Raw genomic sequence first — 19,856 nt, 5'->3', positions numbered from 1 at the left:
AGCTGGATCCGTAACTTGGGTGATTATCAGTGATTATAATGAGCACCAAAACCATATGGCAACTTCGGTAACAGAAGCCGTTATGTATAAAAATTCCGGTTGCCAATGCTGTGATAAATGGGCAACCTATATGGAGCGGTATGAATATAATATTTCTGTTCAACCTGTAAGTAACATGCCGGAAATCAAGGATAAATACCATATTCCCAGCGATATGGAATCATGCCACACTACGCTCATTGACGGCTATACAGTAGAGGGCCATGTGCCGGTGGAAGATATCAACCGTTTACTTGATGAACGTCCCCAAGCCGTGGGAATATCAGCTCCCGAGATGCCGTCCAGCTCTCCCGGCATGAATACCTCGCTTAATACCCCTTATGATGTTTATCTTATAGATCAAGAAGGAAATAGCCAGGTTTATGCCAGCCATTAGCACTTTTAAGTTGTTGCAGTAAAGTGAGAACAAATCTACTAATTATTTTTACGGTAAGTGTCTTTATAGCTATCAGTTGTTCCAGCGAACCACCTGATCAAAAGGAACCTGTTACCAAAAGGCGTTGGTTTACTCAAAAGCAATTCCAGTTGGGCAAGCAAGTATTTACAACCAATTGCGCCAGTTGTCACGGCAACCAGGCTCAGGGTATTGTTGAAGACTGGAAACAGCGAAATCCCGACGGATCTTTTCCGGCACCGCCCTTGGATGGTTCGGCCCACGCCTGGCATCATCCCCTGAGTGTATTGGTTCGACAAATTAATGAAGGTGGTGTAAAGCTGGGAGGTACTATGCCTGCCTTTGGTGACACTTTAAGTGATGAGGAAGTTATTGCAGCAATAGCCTATTTCCAAAGTTTCTGGGATGAACAAACCTATGACCGATGGGTACAGATGAATGCTGACCAATAGTTTTAACTCTTCAATTATCCGAAAGTAAAGGACAATTTAAGCTTACTTTAAGCAAAGGTGTTGTTACTTGTAGGTAGAATCTTAAATACATATTGCCAATGAGTAGCAACACTCAAATATTATATATCAAGAATATGGTTTGCCCCCGCTGTGAGTATGTAATCAAACAGCTCTTGGAGGACTTGGGAACTACAGTACTTGCTGTAAGTTTAGGTCAAGTGGTAGTTAAATCTGACAATTTACCTAGTAAAGTCAAAATTGATGCAAGTTTGCAAGAGTTCGGTTTTGAGTTGCTTAAATCTAAAAAAGCACGTCAGGTCGAACGGATAAAAGTTTTGCTAATTCATCTGATCTATTATCAAAAATATCCGGTAAATAAATCCTTAATCACGAAATATCTTGAACTGGCCACGCATAATAGCTATGAGGAATTAGATGCATTATTCATCCCCGCCTGTGGGTGCACTATCATTGAGTACGTAAACTTATTAAAATTCGAGAGAGCTAAAGAGCTTATTTCATATAATGAGCACTCAATACAAGAAATTTCACAGAGGTTAGGATATTCCACTTCTGAAGATCTTTCACTGGAGTTTAAAAAAAAAGCTTAATTTGACGATTACAGAATTTATTTATTCAAAAGATCAGCACAGAATATCGATCGATTCTCTTATCTGAGATTATTATTAGTTTTATCACTCAAGAATATTTTCTTTCTGTAACAACCTGTTCCATTCTGTCCCATCCTAAAACAGGTAATTTCACATTATTCCAGCCCATACCAGGGTATTTTCCTTGATTTGAAATAGTGTTACTGATGGCATCAGTGATTGATTTCAATGACTCAATCACAACACTCTAACAAATACTAGTTCTATGGCCGAAACGCTGGAAAACATACCAAATAAGTCCCAACAACAGGATTATGCCACCTGCCTGCAAGAGTTGGAGCAAGGCCTCCCAATATTTGGATGCGTTACAGGCACTACCGATGATCTGAAGCAAGTCGATAAGGAACTACCGTTTAATTTCCGTCAACCGTTCAATGTAGTAAAGGCCATTTTCAAACTGCAACCCGGTCTTTATACGCTCCATACCGGAATGGATCATGAAATACAGATTGGTTTTCGCGTTGACCAAACAGAATCCGAGCTATCCGATTCTGGAGAGCCTACTAAAAAACCATTGGCTAAAAGTAATGCTTCCGATTCTGCCAACGACTACTATCGAAACAGGGCCCTTCGCCTGGAAGGTGAGCTTCATGACGGAGATCGAAAGATCCGTCAGTTAGTCGATGAAATCATGAATCTGAAGCGGAAGTTGTCAGAAGACAAAACGGCTACCCTACTTACCCATCAAAAAGAGCTTTCAGAACTCAAGGAAACCCATCGCAACGATATCGACCGCCTCAAAGAAGCTCATCGTGGTGAGCTAAAAGCCTTTGAAAAGCAGATCAGCGAGCTTGAAAAAGTGAAGTTCCGCATGGAGATGGAGCAACGGGCCGGCGGGCGCGATGCCGGTAGTCGCATGCTGGACATGCTGGAAGAAAATGCTCCCATGTTTTTTACCGTGATTTCTCAAATGTTTGCGGGCCAGGGCCAACAACAGATTGCCACGAGTTTATGTCAGGACCAATCTACCAACGGATTTGATATCAGTGAAGAAGAGGCCAAAGCACTAGCCGATTCATTAAAAAACGAAATGAGCACGCATGGCCACGGGCCATCCCGACCGAATGCCCACCTGACAAACCAAGCCAACCAATCCAAAGGTGATGGGGACCGACCTCCCCATCACCTTCCCGCCGATACAGAAGAACACGAAGAACTTACAGGCGGTGAAGATGACGAGACATTGAACGGCTTATTTGCCCCTGAGCAGCGCAACGGACACGGCGAACACACCATCAGCTTTTAGATAAATTTGGAGACTCCCGCTATATTACGGAACAAAAATGAGATTTTTGTTTTTCTTAGGTAGTAATCAGCCCATTACGATTGGCGGTAGCCAGCAAATCGTTGGCAACTAGGTGTACATACCTGTTCGTTACTTCAATGCGTTTGTGGCCCAACATATTTTTAACTTCTATTACGTTAAAGCCACTTCGAAGAAGAAAGGTTGCACACGAATGGCGGAGTCCGTGAAAATGAATCGAATCCTTAAATCCGGCTTTCTTGCAATACGATTTGAATTGTGTAGAGACCGTTCGACCTGACAGTTGGATTTGATTCTTATCCGATGATTTCGGACTGGGAAATACATAACCGGTTTGAGGATTTCCCATGAACTTCCACCAAGCGCGAAGTCGCCAGTAGACCGGATCAAAAATAGGGACGGTCCGTTCGAGGCCATTCTTGGTGTCGGTAACTCGCAAAAACCGTTCTTCCAGATTCACATGCGACCACTGCAGTTGGGTAACTTCCTTGAGGCGCAGCCCCGTATAAAAGGTTAGGGTAATCAGTGGTTTAAACCAAAATTGCATTTGGCCTGAATGCTTAATGGCCCCGGCTTTGCGCTGTATATGCTGATGCTTGCGGAAAGCTTGAAATAGCTCGCCAAGTTGTTGCTGGTCTATAATCTTTTCTACCAGATTATCTCGCACTTTGGGCAATCTGATGTCATCGCATGGATTGGCTTCAATAATATCTTGTTCTACCACCCAATTGAAAAAAGCCCGAAGATGGCCGAGGTAATTTTTCTGTGAGGCCAACGCTAAATCTTCCCGGAGGCAAAACTCTCGTATATCGCCTGTGTTAACACGACTGATGGGCATCGTTTCACCTACTAGATCGGCAAATTCTTGGAGAATGTAACGATAGGTCTGTCTGGTTTTCGCTGTGACATTTGTTTTTTGAGCTAAAAACTGCTCGCGCAAACTCTTAAGAAATGGACTGGTAAACGCAGTACCGTTGAGTTTCTGATTTTTCTCAAATTCTTTTAGATTCCAGTCGTCAGCAAAAGGATTAATTTGACCTGACTCATAGAGCCGTTCGTATTCTAATTTCTTTTGTTCGGCGACCTTTTTGTAACGGGTGCCCAGGGCATAGGTTTTGGTAATGGGTTTACCGTCTAAGTGTGTCTTGAAGACTAGGGAATAGTTGCCCCCTCGTTTTTTTAAGCTGGCCATATTTCGTAGGTTAGGATTGGTTAGAAGTCAATCCCAATGTACTACTATTTGTACTACCGGCAAAGGAAAAATGGTACTTCTGTGAAAAGAATTCATTTTTTAGACAGTAATAAGAAGATGAATTATAGCATATACGTTTGTTTGAGGGGTATTTAAGCATATTTTTAATGATTAAATAAAAATATACGAACCCCCATCATCCTGAACTTGTTTCAGGATCTCGCACGGTCCATAGTCATGGATCCAGGTAGATATTTGATAAATGACACTTGCCACTGGAGATCCGGAATCGTAGCGTAGTCGGAGTCCACGATGACACAGAGGGGATTTGTTTTTGCCATTTAATTTAATCCCTAAATGCCTTTAAATAATTCTAACTAACGTCTGATGAAAAGTATTGTTAATATAATAGCTCCCAAACAATACTAATCCCTATGTTCAGACGGCTCATATATCTTAACTGGTCGGCTTTCCTTGCCCGGCTCACCAAGCTGCAGTTAGTGCTGGTGGTGGGGTATATCGTATTTTTGCTGATTCTTTTTTCGAACCTTTTGGGGAGTGCCCTGCTGGTTATTATGTATGAACAGGCTCCGCAGGGATTCCAGGAGTTGCCATGGCTGACGCCTGCGGTTCGGGTGCTGATCCTTATCATATTTGCCAATGCGTTCTGGCTGCTTCACTTTTCTTTTACGAGCACGCGGTTGCTGAATATGGAGATGAACCGAAAGCTGCTGGCCTATGGATACCCGGTAAACAAGCTGGCGTGGCACCTCAACCTGATCGGCTTTTTTCACCCGCTCAACATCATTTATAATCTAACCTGGACCGCCTTCCTGCTCATGCAGGTGCAGCACCCCATGTACATCCCGGTGGTTATAGCGGTTGTTTTGCTTAACTACTCCATCATTTACTCCATTAAACACCGGTTCCTGCACCTCGTGGAGAAACGGTTCAAGCTGGTAGTGTTCAGTGGCCTCTTCATTATTTTTGGTACTGTCTCTGCCCTGGCTATCATTGCCCGTGATCCAGGCTTCATGATCGCACGCTACCTGCCCGATGTGCAGAGCCTGATCCAGATATTGACCTATTTCCCGGGTGGCCTGATGATGGCCTCAGCCACAGCCGAGTATGATCTGATTACGGCTGCTGTGATCTATGGGTTTTCATCGCTGCTCGTATTCCTGATCTTCAGAGATCATTTTTACAAAACGAAAGAAGGACTGCTAAATCCATCGCGTGATAAAGCAAAACAGGAACGGAGTCCACTGTGGGCTTTTTTGAAACGATGGCTCGGCCATAATGCAGGTAAATTCTACTACTATATTGTCACTCATCCCTATAACCGCCTGTTTTTACTTACGCTGGTGCTGGTACCCGCTATTTATATTCCTATTTTGCTTCAGTTGGAAAAAAGCTGGCTTACTTCTGTGCTTATCCCAACAATGCTGGCCGCTGTGCCTGTAGCACTACTGGCTATCGGTATGGCCAATATGTTTGGCTATGAGAACCGGGAACTTCTGCTGCACCGTCAGTTTCCGGAGTCGTTCGAGAAGCAGTTAAAAGAACGGTTCCTGGGTGTCATCACAGTACCTCTCTTCATTTTCTATTTGATAACAATCGGGGAATTAATCTACCTGCCGCAACTGGGAGAAGTGGCGGATATCTATATCGCCAATACCTTTTTCTTTCTCTGTTTTATGCTGGTGTTTTTGTTCACTTCGTTCTACTATTACAAAAAAGTCAGTTACAGCTCATTTAGTTTTAAGCACCCCATTATCCCACAGAAAGTGACATTTTTAATGACTTTCCTGATGTTTGGCCTGGGCTACACCATCTTTATCCCGATCGGGGAGTACAACATATATCGTCGTTGGGTGATGGTGGGACTCATTATCGCTATCAGCACCTACCTTTGGCGGAATATGCAAGTGCTCGTCCGGGCGTTTGAAAACCATATTTTAGAGCATGTCTGGGCAGATTCAGAGTAGTAAAATATCTCCTCACAGTTCCACAAGGAGTTTTGTAAACACCTCTGTATCTGAGAAGATTCTAGTGGCTTTTGAGAATGCCCTAATTATCATTTGGGTTCTTATTTATGTTGTGGGATTCATTTTTTGTACGACCAAAATCCGCCGGTAGTCGGACTGAAGAACTGCCCACCCAAAAGCCGCCAAAGAATCCTAGAAATTGCTCTATCCTAGCCTATAACTCATCTCGTTCCGTACCTCTGGTGCGGAACGCATTGACAGGTACCCCTGGTACCAACGCATCACTGCACCAGAGGTGCAAGCCCCGGCGTGCCCGACCAGAGGTCAGGCACGAGATAAAAACGCAAAAAGTCGAAGGGCGGACTGAATCAACAATTCTTTGTGAAACAAGCTCTTGGATCCACCCACGACACTTGGATTTGCGGAGCGTTCCGTGCTAGCCTTGCGAAAAATCCTGCTCAGTATTTCATTGATAGCTTTAGATTTCCCGGCCTTGGTAAAGGTGACCGCCCGGAAGGAAACGGAGTGAAGCGTGAAGAAAAAATCTGTGATTTTTTTAGTGGAACGTAGTGCCCTTCAGGTCAGCTTTACCTCAGCCGGCGATTCGTTCATTTTTTTTATCGCTATAAAAATGAACACCTCTGCTTTGGAAAAAGCTACCGATGAAGGCAGTCTTAAATATTCCAGAAACAGAAGCGCCTTTTTTAAGTACAATACTATGTTTTAACATCCTGTTGGGTTGCTCTGTCAGTGACATCCATTATCAAATTTACATTTTAGTTAAAAACAGATTGCGGATTTAATCGGCAGATCCTATCCTGAAATATGGGGATGAACACTTGCAAGCAATCGCTTTTTTCTGATCGGTTTTAACTCCTACACCTATTGATGCCATGAAAAAAATGTCTGTTCTGTGTTTTCTGCTCTTTTCAGTCGTGATTGGTGATCTCATTGCGCAACCTATAGCGGCTGACAGTGCTGAGGTAGAGGCATTCATGGACGGAGTCATAACGTCATTTATGGAGGAAAATCATATCGCGGGTGCCGCCCTCCTGATCTCCCAGGATGGTCAACCGGTGGTGCAAAAAGGCTACGGATTTGCCGACGTTGGCCGGCAACAAGAGGTGGATCCCGAGAGCACATTGTTCAGGATCGGTTCGATAAGCAAGCTGTTTGTCTGGACCGCTGTGATGCAGTTGGTAGAACAGGGACAGCTGGATCTGAATACCGATATCAATCAATATCTTGAGGAGTTCAAGATTCCCGATACCTACCCGGAGCCGATCACGCTAAAGCACCTGATGACTCACACGCCGGGTTTTGAAGACCGGGTGATCAATCTTTTTGCACTGGATAGCAGCAGTCTCAGGCCACTGGGGGAGATCCTGACCGAAGAGCTGCCGGCGCGTGTTCGCCCGCCGGGGCAGATGGCATCATACTCAAACCACGGGACCGCGCTGGCAGCCTATATTGTGGAACAGGTCAGCGGCCTTTCATTCCAGGAGTATGCAGACCAAAATATCCTCAACCCGTTGGACATGGATGCCACCACATTTCAACAACCCCTGCCCGAAAGGTTAGCCTCCTGGCTTTCAAAGGGCTATGCCTACAGTCAGGGTGAATTTGTGGAAAAACCGTTTGAATTTGTACCGATGGGACCGGTCGGCGGGGCCAGTACCACGGCCCGGGATATGCTTCCCTTTATGCAGGCCAACCTCAACCTGGGGCAATACCAGGGGCAGGCGATATTGGACAGCACCACGGCCCAACTGATGCAGAGCCCGGCATTTCGTCATGCACAATCTGTTAATCCGATGCGGTACGGATTCATTGACATGAGCCAGAATGGGATCACGATTTATGGTCATGGGGGAGATACCTTTTGGTTCCATGCGATGATGGCGCTGTTCCCGGAACAGGATATCGGCTTTTTCCTGGCCTTTAACAGCGAGGGGGGAGGGGGAACAACAGGCAAAGTCCTTGAAGCGTTTGTAGATCAATATTTCCCCGATTCGCTGGCGTCTAATTCCATTTCAGTCGACCAGGATTACCTACAGCAGTTTGCCGGGGAATACAGAAGCAATCGATACCCGCATAAACGGCTTACCAAGATCATCAGCATCATGTCCCCTACTACCGTCTCTGTTACCGAAGAGGGAACGCTAAGAACAGTAAACGCCGGTGAGGGAACACGGTGGATCCCAGTGGACAGCCTCACGTTTCGGGAAGTCAACAGTTCCAACCATCTTACTTTCGAGAGAAACAGTCTTGGGCAAATAACCCATTTTTATCGCGATGACCTGCCGATCATGGCATTTGAAAGAGTGCCGGTCACTGCCAGCCGAGACCTTCACCTGCCGATACTATCGGTAGCTGTGGTGGCATTCCTGGTAACTATCATCTACTGGCCGCTGGCCTACTTAATACGCCGCAATTACCGCCCCAGCCTGATTGCTAAACCCCCATTGCCTTTCAAATACAAGGTGGTTGCGTGGGTCAATAGCCTGTTACTGCTCATTTTTTATGTGGGAATGGGTACTTCTATTACGGGCCCGGAATCGATTGTGTACGGGATCAGCTCCGGGGTAAAAATATTACTTTGGCTGCCGGTGTTTTCTTTTCCGATTACAATTGGGATGTGCTACTTGAGCCTGAAAACCTGGCAGGAGCGGATGAGCGATTTTTGGAGCCGCATTAGTTATACCCTGTTGAGTCTCATCTTCCTGGTCTGCTTGTGGCAGATATACTACTGGAATTTCTGGGGAACCAATTACTAAAAAGCATGTTGCGGTTGAAAATGGCTGCGTTAGATATCTGTTTTGTCCATAACGCGGGAATTCATTCCCGGGCAAGTGATAGACCATTGTTCTCGATGGTTACAGTGTTTTAACCAACGTATCTATTTGTCTTGCATAAAATATAGGTGCTAGACTCAATAGGAATTACAACCACTTCAGCACATCATCCTTGGGATGCTCAACCTGCACATAGTGCTCAAAAATTTCGTTAAGTGAGGTGTCTTCTTTGAGCTCCTTGCGGGTGTTTGAGTCGAGGTAGGCTATAATTTTTTGGTTATGGAGAATGGCGATATCATCGCAAAGGTTTTCAACGATCTCAAGAATATGACTGGTAATAATAATTGTGACGCCGTTCTTTTTTAGCTGATTGAGAATGGTTTTCATTCGGCCAATGGATATGACGTCGATACTTTCAAACGGTTCGTCCAGGAACAGGATTTGTGGGTCACTCAGTACCGCTGCACAGAAGGACAGCTTTTTCCGGCTGCCGGCCGATAGCTTATCGATCTTGGTATGCTCGAATTTGGAAAGCCCAAGGTAATCAAGCAGCGAGTCCATTTTTCCCTTGCGGGCGTCCTTCCCGATCCCGTAAACATCACAGATGTAGTGGAGAAAGTCGTGGGAGGTAAAATGCTCAAAAAGCAGCGGTGGCTGCAGAACTGTGGCCACCTGGCGTTTGATTTCGAGTTCATTCTCTTCAGAGAGTGGCAACCCGTTGATGGTGACGCGCCCTTCATCATAGTCGAGCATCCCGATAAGAATGCCGATCAACGTGCTTTTGCCGGCACCATTCGGCCCGATCAGGCCAAAGATAGTCCCGGATGGCACGGCAAGATCAAAGTCCTCAAGAACCGGGGTATTCCCGTACGATTTTTGAAGTCCATTGATCTCTATGGCTAGTCTCATAAGGCCCTGTTACCGTCTGATTATTATAACTTTATAGGTGATTACGTAATGTAATACAGAGAGGAGAGAAATGATATTTGGTTATGAATTTCTAACCAGGGGAAATCCCCAAATGTCCGCGAGGTTTTAAAGTAGCAAAGTCGAAGTATGAAGGTTTATGTTGAAGGTTGGGATTTAATGCTAAGAAAATACCTCGTAGTAATTCCCACTCGCGTGGCCGGGTGGGTTCCCGGGACCATTCATCACTTAAAAAGTTTTTGTGGGCACAAGTTGCAAACTTGCGCCAGTTTGGACTTATAATTTTTGATACGCCTTATCAAGGACAAGCTCTTCAAAGTGTGCAGCCCACTGTGGAAGTTGACCGTCCCATATCAAAATAAACCATTGCGGTCCTCTGCACCTTCTTTGCGTATCCGAGTGGTTAGCATTTGAGGTATTAGAAGTGTTTGACCGATGAACGCCAGTCAAAAAAAAGCCCCATGGAAAAACCATGAGGCCATAAATTATCAACGTAAAAGAGAACTTATGCCACCTTTACCTTCACTTTTCGGCCCTTAACTTGGTTCTTGTGCATCCCCTTGATCACCTGTCCGGCGTAGTTACCGGGGATATCTACAAAAGAGTGGCTTCGCCGGATATCGATATTCCCTATCACATTACCCGGGATTCCGGTTTCTCCTGCGATAGCTCCCACCAGATCGCCAGGGTACACTTTGCTCTGCTTACCAACACTGAAAAAGAGCTTCACCATGGAGTTATCGTTGAACTCAACTTTATTGTTCTTCGCGAATGAGTTGTTGTCTTTCTCCTCTTCCATTTCACCTGATTTGAGCTTAAGAAGCGCTGCTGCAATCTCAACAGTGGTAAAGCGTTTGTCGGAAAATGATTCAATCTGTTCGATCCAATCCTTGAGTCCACCTTTTTCCAGCGTTTCCACAACCTCATCCATCTGGCTGGAAAGGCGCGATTCCCGCACTTCCGAATTGCTGGGCATATCAAGATAATCCAGCTTGGTCTTAATCTGTCGCTCAATAGTACGCAGCTGTTTGTTCTTGCGTCGCGTGGTGAAGGTGATCGCCTTCCCGGAACGACCCGCGCGGCCCGTTCGTCCGATGCGATGCACGTAATATTCCGGATCCTGTGGTACGTCATAGTTGAAAACCACATCCACGTCATCCACATCGATGCCACGGGCGGCCACGTCAGTTGCTACCAGGACATCAATTTGTTTTTTGCGGTATTTATCCATCACACGATCCCGCTGATTCTGGCTGAGATCGCCGTTAATGTAATCACAGCCATAGCCGCGTGATATCAGCTCATTGGTCAGCGATTCCGTTTTGCGCTTGGTGTTGCAGAACACTAGCGCCAGCTTAAAGTCATTAATATCCAGGAAGCGGCAGATCGCCTCGGTGCGTACCGAATCGCGGACTTCCACCAGGTACTGCTCAATATTTGGTGCTGTCACCGCCTTGCGCTGAATGGTTACCGTTTGCGGTTTTTCCATATACCGCTTCATAATGTCTCGTATGGCCCGGGGGACGGTTGCCGAAAACATAACCGTTTGGATGGGGCCGTTGGTATAGGAGAGGATCTTCTCCATGTCGTTGCGGAAACCCATGTTGAGCATTTCGTCCGCCTCATCAAAAACCAGCATCTCCAGCTGATCAATTTTAAGCGTACCGCGCTGCAGGTGGTCAATCGTCCGACCCGGGGTGCCAACTACAATCTGTGCACCGCGCTTTATAGCCTTAATCTGCTGCCCGATAGATTGGCCGCCATACACCGGGACCACCTTTAATCCGCCAACAAACTTACCCAGTTTGATCAGTTCACCGGTTACCTGGATGGCAAGCTCGCGAGTAGGACATTGGATAAGAGCCTGCACGTTTTTGCTGTTGGTATCAATCTTTTCAACCATCGGGATCCCGAAGGCTGCCGTTTTTCCGGTTCCGGTCTGCGCCTGTCCCACCAGGTCGGTGCCGTTCAATATCTTGGGAATGCACTCTTCTTGAATAGCCGTAGGGGCTTCAAAGCCCATTTCTGTGATAGCGCGTAGTATCTCATCGCTAAGTTGTAATTCTTTAAATGTTGAATCAGTCATAAAATAGTATCTGTTTAGAACCTGGCAGGAGATCTCTACACTTCTTCCATCATTGGAACCATTGGCACCAATCAGGCAAAATTCTAATTACCCAAGAAAATGTTTGGGATCTGTCTTCAGGTTGTGAAAATGATTAAAATGAATAAGTACCTGTTGTTACATGGGCACGCCAACCCGGCATGCACTGCTCCCACATGAAACGCTTTATGTAACGGGCACCGACAGATCTCAAAAGAGAAGAGAGTTGCAAGAACCAGTAAACCAAACACCTAATAGCGGGAATGGAGTAACTTCAGAACGAGCCCAATGTACGAATAATAGTTGAGAAACCTATATTTATTTTTCAGCCGAATTGTGGTCCAGCCAATCTAATCTTTTTCTCAACTATAAACCATAAAACAGGGCTGTAGTTGTTGATACCCCGAAAATTGAGGGATAACGCGGGGCGATTTTAAAATATTAATTTGGAAATTTCCTGAGCTATACCTTTATTAAATTGTTATTTTTAATTCCCACCTGCGATTGGTGTACTGATAATAAGTGACGCGATAACGCAATTCTTGCATTAGTTCATTCTACGTATGGTGGCAAAACACTACTATAGTTATTATGCAACAAGGTACAGTAAAATGGTTTGATACTGAAAAAGGATTTGGATTTATCAAGCCTAACGAAGGTGGCAAAGACATTTTTGTTCACCGCAACAACGTCGAGAATCTTGGGTACAACCAAGGACTTGAAGATGGAGAGAATGTTGAATTTGAAGTTGAAGAGACACCCAAGGGATTGAGTGCTATCAACGTTCAAAGTTTGGATTACGAATAACGAGTAATCCTGTGCAAAGTATTGACTGCCTGCTTCCTTCATTGGGAGCAGGTTTTTTTATTTGCGTGAGATGTGAGACGGCAGACGCGAGACGAACTGCTAAATCAATATGTGCTGTATTCCTGTCTTTAAGCTATATTAGAGGCATTGCGTTGCTGGAGACAAGCAATGCATCCTGAGCTTGTTTCAGGATCTCTTAAGACTTTGCAACCAATTATTTGATAAATCAAAGGTGGTTGAGTTGAGGCAATTTCTCATTCCTAATTTTCAATTCATAATTACCATACGTTATGCTACAGATGACCAGTAATATGCTGGGATTTCTACTGCTCGTGCTGGGCATCCTGGTGGGTGCGTTAATAGCCTGGATTGTTAATAAAAAGACTGGAGAGCAATAAATTGAGAATGAAAAATTGAACCGGCCTTGATAAAGTTGACTGCACGTAAGGAATCGAAGTGGAACGTGAGGAAAAATCTGTGATTATTTAAGTGAAACGCCGAGGTCTTCAGGTCAAGTTTACTCGATCCGGCGTTTTTTTGTTCAATTTTATCGTTTGAAAAATGAATACTATTAACTGTTAGATGGCTTTGCAAAATCCTAGTATATAAACTGTCATCGCGAGCCCCTTTTGTTATCTTGGGGGATTGCCGCACTCCATTCACTTCGCACACCTTTGCCAAGGCTACGGTGACACCATAGTATTTCAAAGCCCTCTGTTAACAAACATTTAACAGTTATTTCTTGATTTCTTACTTCACTTCTATAGGTTATCACTTACTTTCAATGGGAATGATCGTAAAACAGGTAGTGAAATATGTCTTCAATGAGTCGCAAAGAGTTTCTCCGAAATAGTGCCCTCGCTTCGTTGGGATTAGCACCAACCATTACAGCTGCTGGAACTCCAAGGCACTGGTTGCAACGCCTGAAAGGGAAACAAGGCCGGGCCAAGAACATCATTTTTATGGTCAGCGATGGGATGAGCAGCGGTACGCTGGCCCTGGCCGACCTGGTGAAGCAGCGCCAGTTTGGCCAGCAAACGAGCTGGTTGTCACTTTATGATTCAACAGGCAGGAAATACCACCGGGGACTGATGGACATGGCATCGTTGGATTCCCCTGTTACCGACTCTGCTGCAGCGGCCTCATCCTGGGGCGGAGGAAAGCGCATCAACAACGGAGCGATTAATATGTCGCCGGACGGCCGCAAATACAAGCCTATTGCCGAGATATTCCGCGACGCCGGCAAAAAGACCGGACTTGTTACCACCACCCGCATAACGCATGCCACACCCGCAGGATTTGCCTCCAACGTCCCCGATCGTAACATGGAGGACACCATAGCCATGCAATACCTGGAACGGGGATACGACCTGTTGATGGGCGGCGGAGCACGACATTTTGAGAAGGAGTCCCGCGAAGACGGGAAGGACCTGTTCGCTGGTTTCCGGGCCAAGGGATACAGCATTGTTAGCGAGAAAAGCCAGCTGCAGAGTGCCGGGAAGGATAAACTGCTCGGGATTTTTTCCGATTCTCACCTCCCCTATACAATCGATCGCAAAAACGATTCGGATTTGAATGCTTCCGTCCCTACCATTGCCGAGATGACCAAGGTAGCCCTGAATCGCCTGGACGGGTTGAGCAACGGCTTCCTGCTACAGGTGGAAGGAGGCCGCGTGGATCACGGTGCTCATGGCAACGACGCCGCGGCCCTTATCTATGACCAGATTGAATTCGATGAGGCTGTGAAGGTGGCGCTCGATTACACTGCCGGACGCGATGATACCCTGCTCATTATCACCACTGACCACGGTAACGCCAATCCCGCAGTAAACGGGGCCGGCGATCGATATTCCGATTCGGGTGCAATGCTCGACAATATCCAACAGTTCCGCCACACCAATGAATGGATCCTTTCTGAACTTGATCAAAACAGTACGAACAGTGAGATACTGGATCGTGTGGAAGAGGCTACTGATATCGGGATTACCAAGAAGCAGGCGCAGATGATACGAAAATCGATGAACGGTACACTGACCACGGTTTATGAAGCCAAAGACAGCCCCAAAGCCGTACTCGGTTCGGTGCTTGCCAACTATCTATCCATAAACTGGCTGGGCACTGTGCATACTTCCGATTACGTCGAACTTGCCGCCCTTGGCCCCGGCATTGAAGAGATGGACGCTTTTACCCGTAATACGGAACTGTTTGACATGATGGTGACATTGGCTGGAGTCACAGAATATGCGGCGGGGTAGGTTGGGGTCAGAAGGTCCCAGGGGATTGAGTTGTTGAGACGTTTAAGTGTTGAGGGCGAAGGTCTAAGGTCAGAAGGTCGAAGGTTGAAAGTTGTATGTTGAAGGTTGCGCAGGTCTGGTCGTATGTAGCCTGTTTATATCGGGATTATATTGAATTCCTTTTCAAAAATGGAATGTTGTGAACTTAAAGGCCATTTCTTGACCAAAAGATTAATTTCCCCAGTCACTAATGTTATCAAATAACAAATTAAGGCGTGAAGTGTAGCACGGAGTGGCACTAAGGAGATAAAAGCTGCAACAGAGAAAACCTTTTGCGAAGCTCTGCGTCTTCTCTGCGGTTAATTCCTCAAGAATCGTAGCAACTTCTCCCACCTGTTTGCCCCAGCTCTCCGTGGTTTTATTGCGCCTACCCTGTGTCGCTCCGTGTAACTTCTGAAAGTTGAGGAGGGAATCTTGTCCGATGTTTCCCATATTTTTATGTTAGCTATGTATAGCAAAGCAAACTAATTACCAACATAAATGAGACAGATACTGAATACCGGCGATGGCGGCTACGAGGTGCTGAAAGTAGAGGAGGTGGCGGATCCCACTCCGCAAAATAATGAGCTGCTTATCGATGTCAGGGCGGCAGGCATCAACTTTGCGGATATCCTGGCGCGCAAGGGAACCTACCAGGATGCTCCACCGAAACCGTGTGTAATGGGGTATGAGGTTTCGGGTGTCGTAGAGGCAATCGGTTCAGATATAGATCCCGATTGGAGGGGTCGGGAGGTTATTGCCACGACCCGTTTCAAGGGCCAGGCAGAGAAAGTGGTCGTAGCGCCGTCGCAGGTATTTGAAAAGCCAGATTCCCTCTCTTTTGAACAGGCGGCAGCCCTTCCGGTCAACTATATCACTGCCTGGGTATTGATAGAAGTGATGGGATCGCTACAACCCTATGAGTCGATTCTCATTCACAATGCAGGCGGTGGTGTGGGGCTGGCGGCCCTCGAGGTAGCCCGGCATATAGGGGCCACAACCTATGGCACGGCTAGTCCAGGCAAGCATGAATTTCTCTTGGAGAAAGGTCTCGATCACCCGATCGATTACCGCAACAATGACTGGTATGAAGAGGTCATGGAGATGACCGAGGGGCGGGGGCTTGAGCTGATCATTGATCCTCTGGGCGGAAAGGAGTGGAAGCGAAGCTACAAAGCACTGCGCTCAACGGGGCGACTTGGCATGTTTGGGGTCTCAAGTGCAAGCGACAGTTCTGGCGGATTTACTGCAAAATTGAAATTACTGGCAACGGTATTCAAGATGCCGTTTTTCCATCCTGTTCCACTGATAGATAAAAACAGGGGCGTTTTTGGGGTCAATGTCGGTCACCTGTGGCACGAGCAGGAAAAGGCCCGCCACTGGGTCCAGCAATTGCTGCAGGGGGTGGAAGATGGCTGGTTATCTCCCCACGTAGATGAGACTTTTACCTTTGATGAAGTGGCTGACGCCCACCGCTATATCGAAGAGCGCCGCAATATCGGGAAGGTTGTTTTGGTGCCTTAGGACGGTTAACCACAGAGAACACGAAGAACACAGAGGAACAAGAATGTTTTTTGGGGCTTTGTGATTTGGTGCGGTCCACTTGTCAAGTGGGCTGTACCTTTGATAAGTTTATCTTTGACGTTGAACCGCTGAAATGTTGAGTTGTTGAATCGTTTAAAACCCGTGAACTTGATTTCATCCCCCCAAAAAAATCAACACTTCAACAGCTCCAAACTGGCGCAAGTTTGCAACTCGTGCCCTTAAGGGAATAACCACAGAGGACACGGAGAACACAGAGAACGAAAGTTGGGACTATTCCGAATTCTGAATCCCCAACATTCAACATGCAACTTTCAACCTTCGACTTTTGACCTTCGACCTTCTGACTTTAACCTTCGCCCTCAACACTTCAACAACTCAACAACCTTGGACCTTCGACACTTATCAACAACTAAACGCCCTCAAACCAAAAACAGGCTCAGCAAAAACACCATCACCATCCCGGAAACCCCTGCCACTGCAGAGCCCGCCGTTTGCAGCCGATAGGCCTGTGAGACATCCATACCCGAGAACTGGCTGACCACCCAGAAATAGCTGTCATTCGCGTGGGACACGGTCATCGCCCCCGCCCCGATCGCCAGTGTCACCAGCACCGGACCTAGTCCACCGGCCAGACCAGCACCCGGCAGCAGCGGCAGCATGATCGACGCCGTGGTAATAATAGATACCGTTGATGAGCCCTGGGCCGTCTTCAGGGCCGCGGCAATCAGGAAAGGCAAGAAGATGCCGATATTCCAGTTGGCCAGCAGCTCACCCAGGAAGGTGCCGATCTCCGTGGCACGCAGCACACTCCCAAAAGCGCCGCCCGCTCCCGTAATCAGGATGATCGTGCCCGCACTTTTGAGCCCATCGCCGACCCACTCGCCATATACCTTGGGACCCCGGTTGACGCCACTGATGGTGCGAAAAGCCAGGAACACCCCGATAATGAGGGCCGTATTCGGGTCGCCCAGGAAGTTGATCGCCTCTGTAATCTCCCCCTCCCCAAACGGTGCGGACGGGAGGGAGGCCACCGAGCCCAGGGCGATAAGCAGCATGGGCACCAAGATAGGCAGCAAGGCGGTTACGGAATTCGGCCTGTCTTTTACAGGCATATTCTCATCCACTTCAGATCTGTCCAAATCAGTGGATAAACTTTTCTCGGGATCGATATAAATGCGACTGCCGATATACTTGGCGAACAGATAGGTAATGATAATAACGGGAATGGTTACAGCAACGCCGAGCAGAATAACGGAGCCGATATCAGCCTCCAGCGTACCGGCCGCCGCAATAGGACCGGGCGTGGGCGGCACAAAGACGTGAGTGGCATAAAGCCCCATGCTTAGTGCTACTGCAAAGGTGGCCAGCGACTGCTTAGTTTCGGAGGCGAGCGACCGGTTGAGGGGAGAGAGGATAACAAAGCCGGAATCACAAAAGACCGGGATCGAGACGATTGCCCCGGTGATACTCATCGCCAGCGCCGAGCGCGCTTTGCCGATCCAGTTGATCACCATGTCGGCGATAACCTGCGTGCTGCCGCTCTTCTCCAGCAACGACCCGATGATAGTGCCGGCGGCAATCACGATACCGATCGATCCCAGCGTGCCGCCGAATCCGTCAGTGATGGCTGAAACCGTTTCGGAACCCGGGAGCCCGGAGAAGATTCCCACCCCGAAAGCGGCCAGGATCAGGGCCAGGAAGGGGTGGAGTTTCCAGCGGGCGGTGCCCAGTACAATAAAGAGAACAGCGACAATCAGTAGCCCTAACAACAAATATCCGTGCATCAACATCCTTTCGTTTTTTAGATTCCAGTTCTAGTATAAAAATCTTTATTGAAAGTGCAACAGTGGTAGAATTCGGAATTAGGGGGGCAAGGGGGGAGGTGTTGAGACGTTGAAGTGTTGAGGGTGAAGGTCTAAGGTCAGAAGGTCAAAAAGTCGAAGGTTGAAAGTTGCATGTTGAATGTTGGGGATTCAGAATTCAGGATTTTTAATGATTGTAACACGGAGTTGCGTAAAGAAGACCCGAAGCTACACAAAGAGAAATCCTTGGTGATCCTTTTAAGGGCACAAGTTGCAAACTTGCGCCAGTTTGGAGACAAATTAAAGCGGTGAGCTGTACCACGGAGTGGCACTGAGAAAGCACAGAGTTTCACAAAGAACGTACTTTGTGGTCCTTTGCGCCTTCTTTGCGTATCTCTGCGGTTAGCTCTGAAAGTCGTTGAAAAGTTGAATTGTTGAGATGTTGAGGAGGGTGAGTCGTCATACGTGATGCGTAATCCGTAAGGGGGCGGCAAAATTATCACGCATTACGTATCACGTATCACGCCCTTAGTCTTTCAAGGATTACACGGACATCTTTTTTCTCGAAATAGCGAATCACCGATAGAACCCGCGGTAGTAAAAAGCCGGGAGGATAAGCCACCAGGCTGCCGAGCCCCGAGATCTGTTCATCCACGCGGCGTATCATCCGCTCCTGCGCCTCCTGGTCCCCATCCACCTGCGCCAGGTTGCGGGCAAATTTCCATGCATAATCTCGCGCCTTGGTGATACTAAAGTTAACAATAGCCTCATCATTGTTCTTTCCGATCAGATCCAGCAGAAACATGAGGGGGGAGACCCGGCTGATGCGCAGTTGTACTTCGTCCACCAGTTCTGCCAGCAGCTTGTTGACCAGCATAAAATCGTGCTCCAGGTCATAGATTTGGTCACCGGGGGCTGTCCGGGCTGCCGCAATGCCCAGGTCCAGGTTGATGTGCGCATTCATCCCCAGCAGCAGGTGCTGTATGATAATAGCATCCCCATTGTCAGCAGCATCAAAGGCCACCTCCCAGGAAAAGGAGATCGGCTGGTCATCCCGGTGATGCCAAAAAGCTTCGATATAGAGACAGGCGAAATCGACGTCAAAACGCTCCATTCGCTCCGGGTTTTCAAAGCGCCCCTGCTCAATTCCCTCTGCAATCTTGGCTGTGGTGCGGCGATACACATAGGCAAAGATCCCCAGGGGACTGTTTTCTTCTATCATCAAATCTACGATCTGGTCGAGTTCTGTAAGTACCTCGTCGATGGTCGTAATTTCGGTATTTGCCATAATTGGACCCCTTGTTTTCAAATTATTGTATGAACTAGCAGGATAACAGGCAAATGGTTGGTTGAGATGTTGAGACGTTGAGATGTTGAGTCGAAGGTCAAAAAGTCGGAAGGTCTAATGTTGAAAGTTAAGGTTGCATGTTGAATGTTGGGGATTCAGAATTCGGAATACAGTATTCTGAATAACTGTAACACGGAGTTGCGTAGAGAAGACACGAAGCTACTCAAATCCTTTGCGATCCTCTGCGCCTTCTCTGCGTATCTTTGCGGTTAACGTTAAGGTGTTGAAGTGTTG

At 47.0% G+C, this 19,856-nt stretch carries 15 protein-coding genes; 10 read left to right on the top strand and 5 right to left on the bottom strand.

Features of this window, described 5'->3' with window-relative positions:
- The first annotated feature begins 55 nt into the window (after nt 1-55).
- The 4 genes from NC796_RS09860 to NC796_RS09845 all read left to right on the top strand — a co-directional run bounded on the left by NC796_RS09860 (nt 56) and on the right by NC796_RS09845 (nt 2,823).
- Nucleotides 56-436, top strand: coding sequence for a DUF411 domain-containing protein (locus NC796_RS09860; RefSeq protein ID WP_310684222.1), 381 nt, complete (start codon nt 56-58; stop codon nt 434-436).
- Nucleotides 437-585: 149 nt separating this feature from the next.
- Nucleotides 586-906 (top strand): cytochrome c, encoded by a 321-nt coding sequence (locus NC796_RS09855; protein ID WP_310684221.1) that lies wholly within the window; start codon nt 586-588, stop codon nt 904-906.
- Nucleotides 907-1,004: 98 nt separating this feature from the next.
- Nucleotides 1,005-1,517, top strand: coding sequence for an AraC family transcriptional regulator (locus tag NC796_RS09850; RefSeq protein WP_310684220.1), 513 nt, complete (start codon nt 1,005-1,007; stop codon nt 1,515-1,517).
- Nucleotides 1,518-1,782: 265 nt separating this feature from the next.
- Entirely contained in the window at nt 1,783-2,823 is a 1,041-nt protein-coding gene (locus tag NC796_RS09845) for a hypothetical protein (protein WP_310684219.1), read from the top strand.
- Nucleotides 2,824-2,878: 55 nt separating this feature from the next.
- On the opposite strand, the gene NC796_RS09840 is transcribed toward NC796_RS09845, so the two are convergent.
- Entirely contained in the window at nt 2,879-4,033 is a 1,155-nt protein-coding gene (locus NC796_RS09840) for a tyrosine-type recombinase/integrase (RefSeq protein WP_310684218.1), read from the bottom strand.
- A 434-nt stretch (nt 4,034-4,467) separates the two neighbouring features.
- Between NC796_RS09840 and NC796_RS09835 the strand changes: the two genes are divergently transcribed.
- From NC796_RS09835 to NC796_RS09825, 3 genes are all read left to right on the top strand, one after another.
- A complete protein-coding gene (locus NC796_RS09835) occupies nt 4,468-6,021 on the top strand; it encodes a hypothetical protein (protein ID WP_310684217.1) in 1,554 nt (517 codons plus the stop codon).
- 532 nt (nt 6,022-6,553) lie between these two features.
- Nucleotides 6,554-6,748, top strand: coding sequence for a hypothetical protein (locus tag NC796_RS09830; protein ID WP_310684216.1), 195 nt, complete (start codon nt 6,554-6,556; stop codon nt 6,746-6,748).
- A gap of 166 nt (nt 6,749-6,914) precedes the next feature.
- Nucleotides 6,915-8,798 carry a serine hydrolase domain-containing protein gene (locus tag NC796_RS09825; protein ID WP_310684215.1) on the top strand — a complete coding sequence of 628 codons (1,884 nt, stop codon included), beginning with the start codon at nt 6,915-6,917 and terminating at the stop codon, nt 8,796-8,798.
- A gap of 165 nt (nt 8,799-8,963) precedes the next feature.
- On the opposite strand, the gene NC796_RS09820 is transcribed toward NC796_RS09825, so the two are convergent.
- Both NC796_RS09820 and NC796_RS09815 read right to left on the bottom strand, forming a co-directional pair.
- Complete coding sequence (locus NC796_RS09820) at nt 8,964-9,725, bottom strand: ABC transporter ATP-binding protein (protein ID WP_310684214.1); 762 nt, start codon at nt 9,723-9,725, stop codon at nt 8,964-8,966.
- Nucleotides 9,726-10,248: 523 nt separating this feature from the next.
- Nucleotides 10,249-11,829, bottom strand: coding sequence for a DEAD/DEAH box helicase (locus NC796_RS09815; protein ID WP_310684213.1), 1,581 nt, complete (start codon nt 11,827-11,829; stop codon nt 10,249-10,251).
- Between the two features lie 609 nt (nt 11,830-12,438).
- On the opposite strand from NC796_RS09815, the gene NC796_RS09810 reads away from it, so the two are divergent.
- From NC796_RS09810 to NC796_RS09800, 3 genes are all read left to right on the top strand, one after another.
- A complete protein-coding gene (locus NC796_RS09810; protein WP_310684212.1) occupies nt 12,439-12,654 on the top strand; it encodes a cold shock domain-containing protein in 216 nt (71 codons plus the stop codon).
- Nucleotides 12,655-13,469: 815 nt separating this feature from the next.
- Nucleotides 13,470-14,909 (top strand): alkaline phosphatase, encoded by a 1,440-nt coding sequence (locus tag NC796_RS09805; RefSeq protein WP_310684211.1) that lies wholly within the window; start codon nt 13,470-13,472, stop codon nt 14,907-14,909.
- 519 nt (nt 14,910-15,428) lie between these two features.
- Complete coding sequence (locus NC796_RS09800; RefSeq protein WP_310684210.1) at nt 15,429-16,451, top strand: medium chain dehydrogenase/reductase family protein; 1,023 nt, start codon at nt 15,429-15,431, stop codon at nt 16,449-16,451.
- 440 nt (nt 16,452-16,891) lie between these two features.
- Here NC796_RS09800 and NC796_RS09795 read toward each other — a convergent pair whose 3' ends face one another.
- Together NC796_RS09795 and NC796_RS09790 are read right to left on the bottom strand one after the other, a co-directional pair.
- Nucleotides 16,892-18,256: a GntP family permease gene (locus tag NC796_RS09795; protein ID WP_310684334.1), complete on the bottom strand. Its 1,365-nt coding sequence runs from the start codon at nt 18,254-18,256 to the stop codon at nt 16,892-16,894.
- 538 nt (nt 18,257-18,794) lie between these two features.
- On the bottom strand, nt 18,795-19,562 hold the full coding sequence (locus NC796_RS09790; protein WP_310684209.1) for a DUF5995 family protein: 768 nt from the start codon (nt 19,560-19,562) through the stop codon (nt 18,795-18,797).
- Nucleotides 19,563-19,856 lie beyond the last annotated feature (294 nt).

The sequence above is a fragment of the Aliifodinibius sp. S!AR15-10 genome (genome assembly GCF_031569985.1).
Lineage (GTDB): Bacteria > Bacteroidota > Rhodothermia > Balneolales > Balneolaceae > JAMQKA01.
Note: the sequence above shows the minus strand (reverse complement) of the source record. Positions and strands in the feature narration are given on the sequence as shown.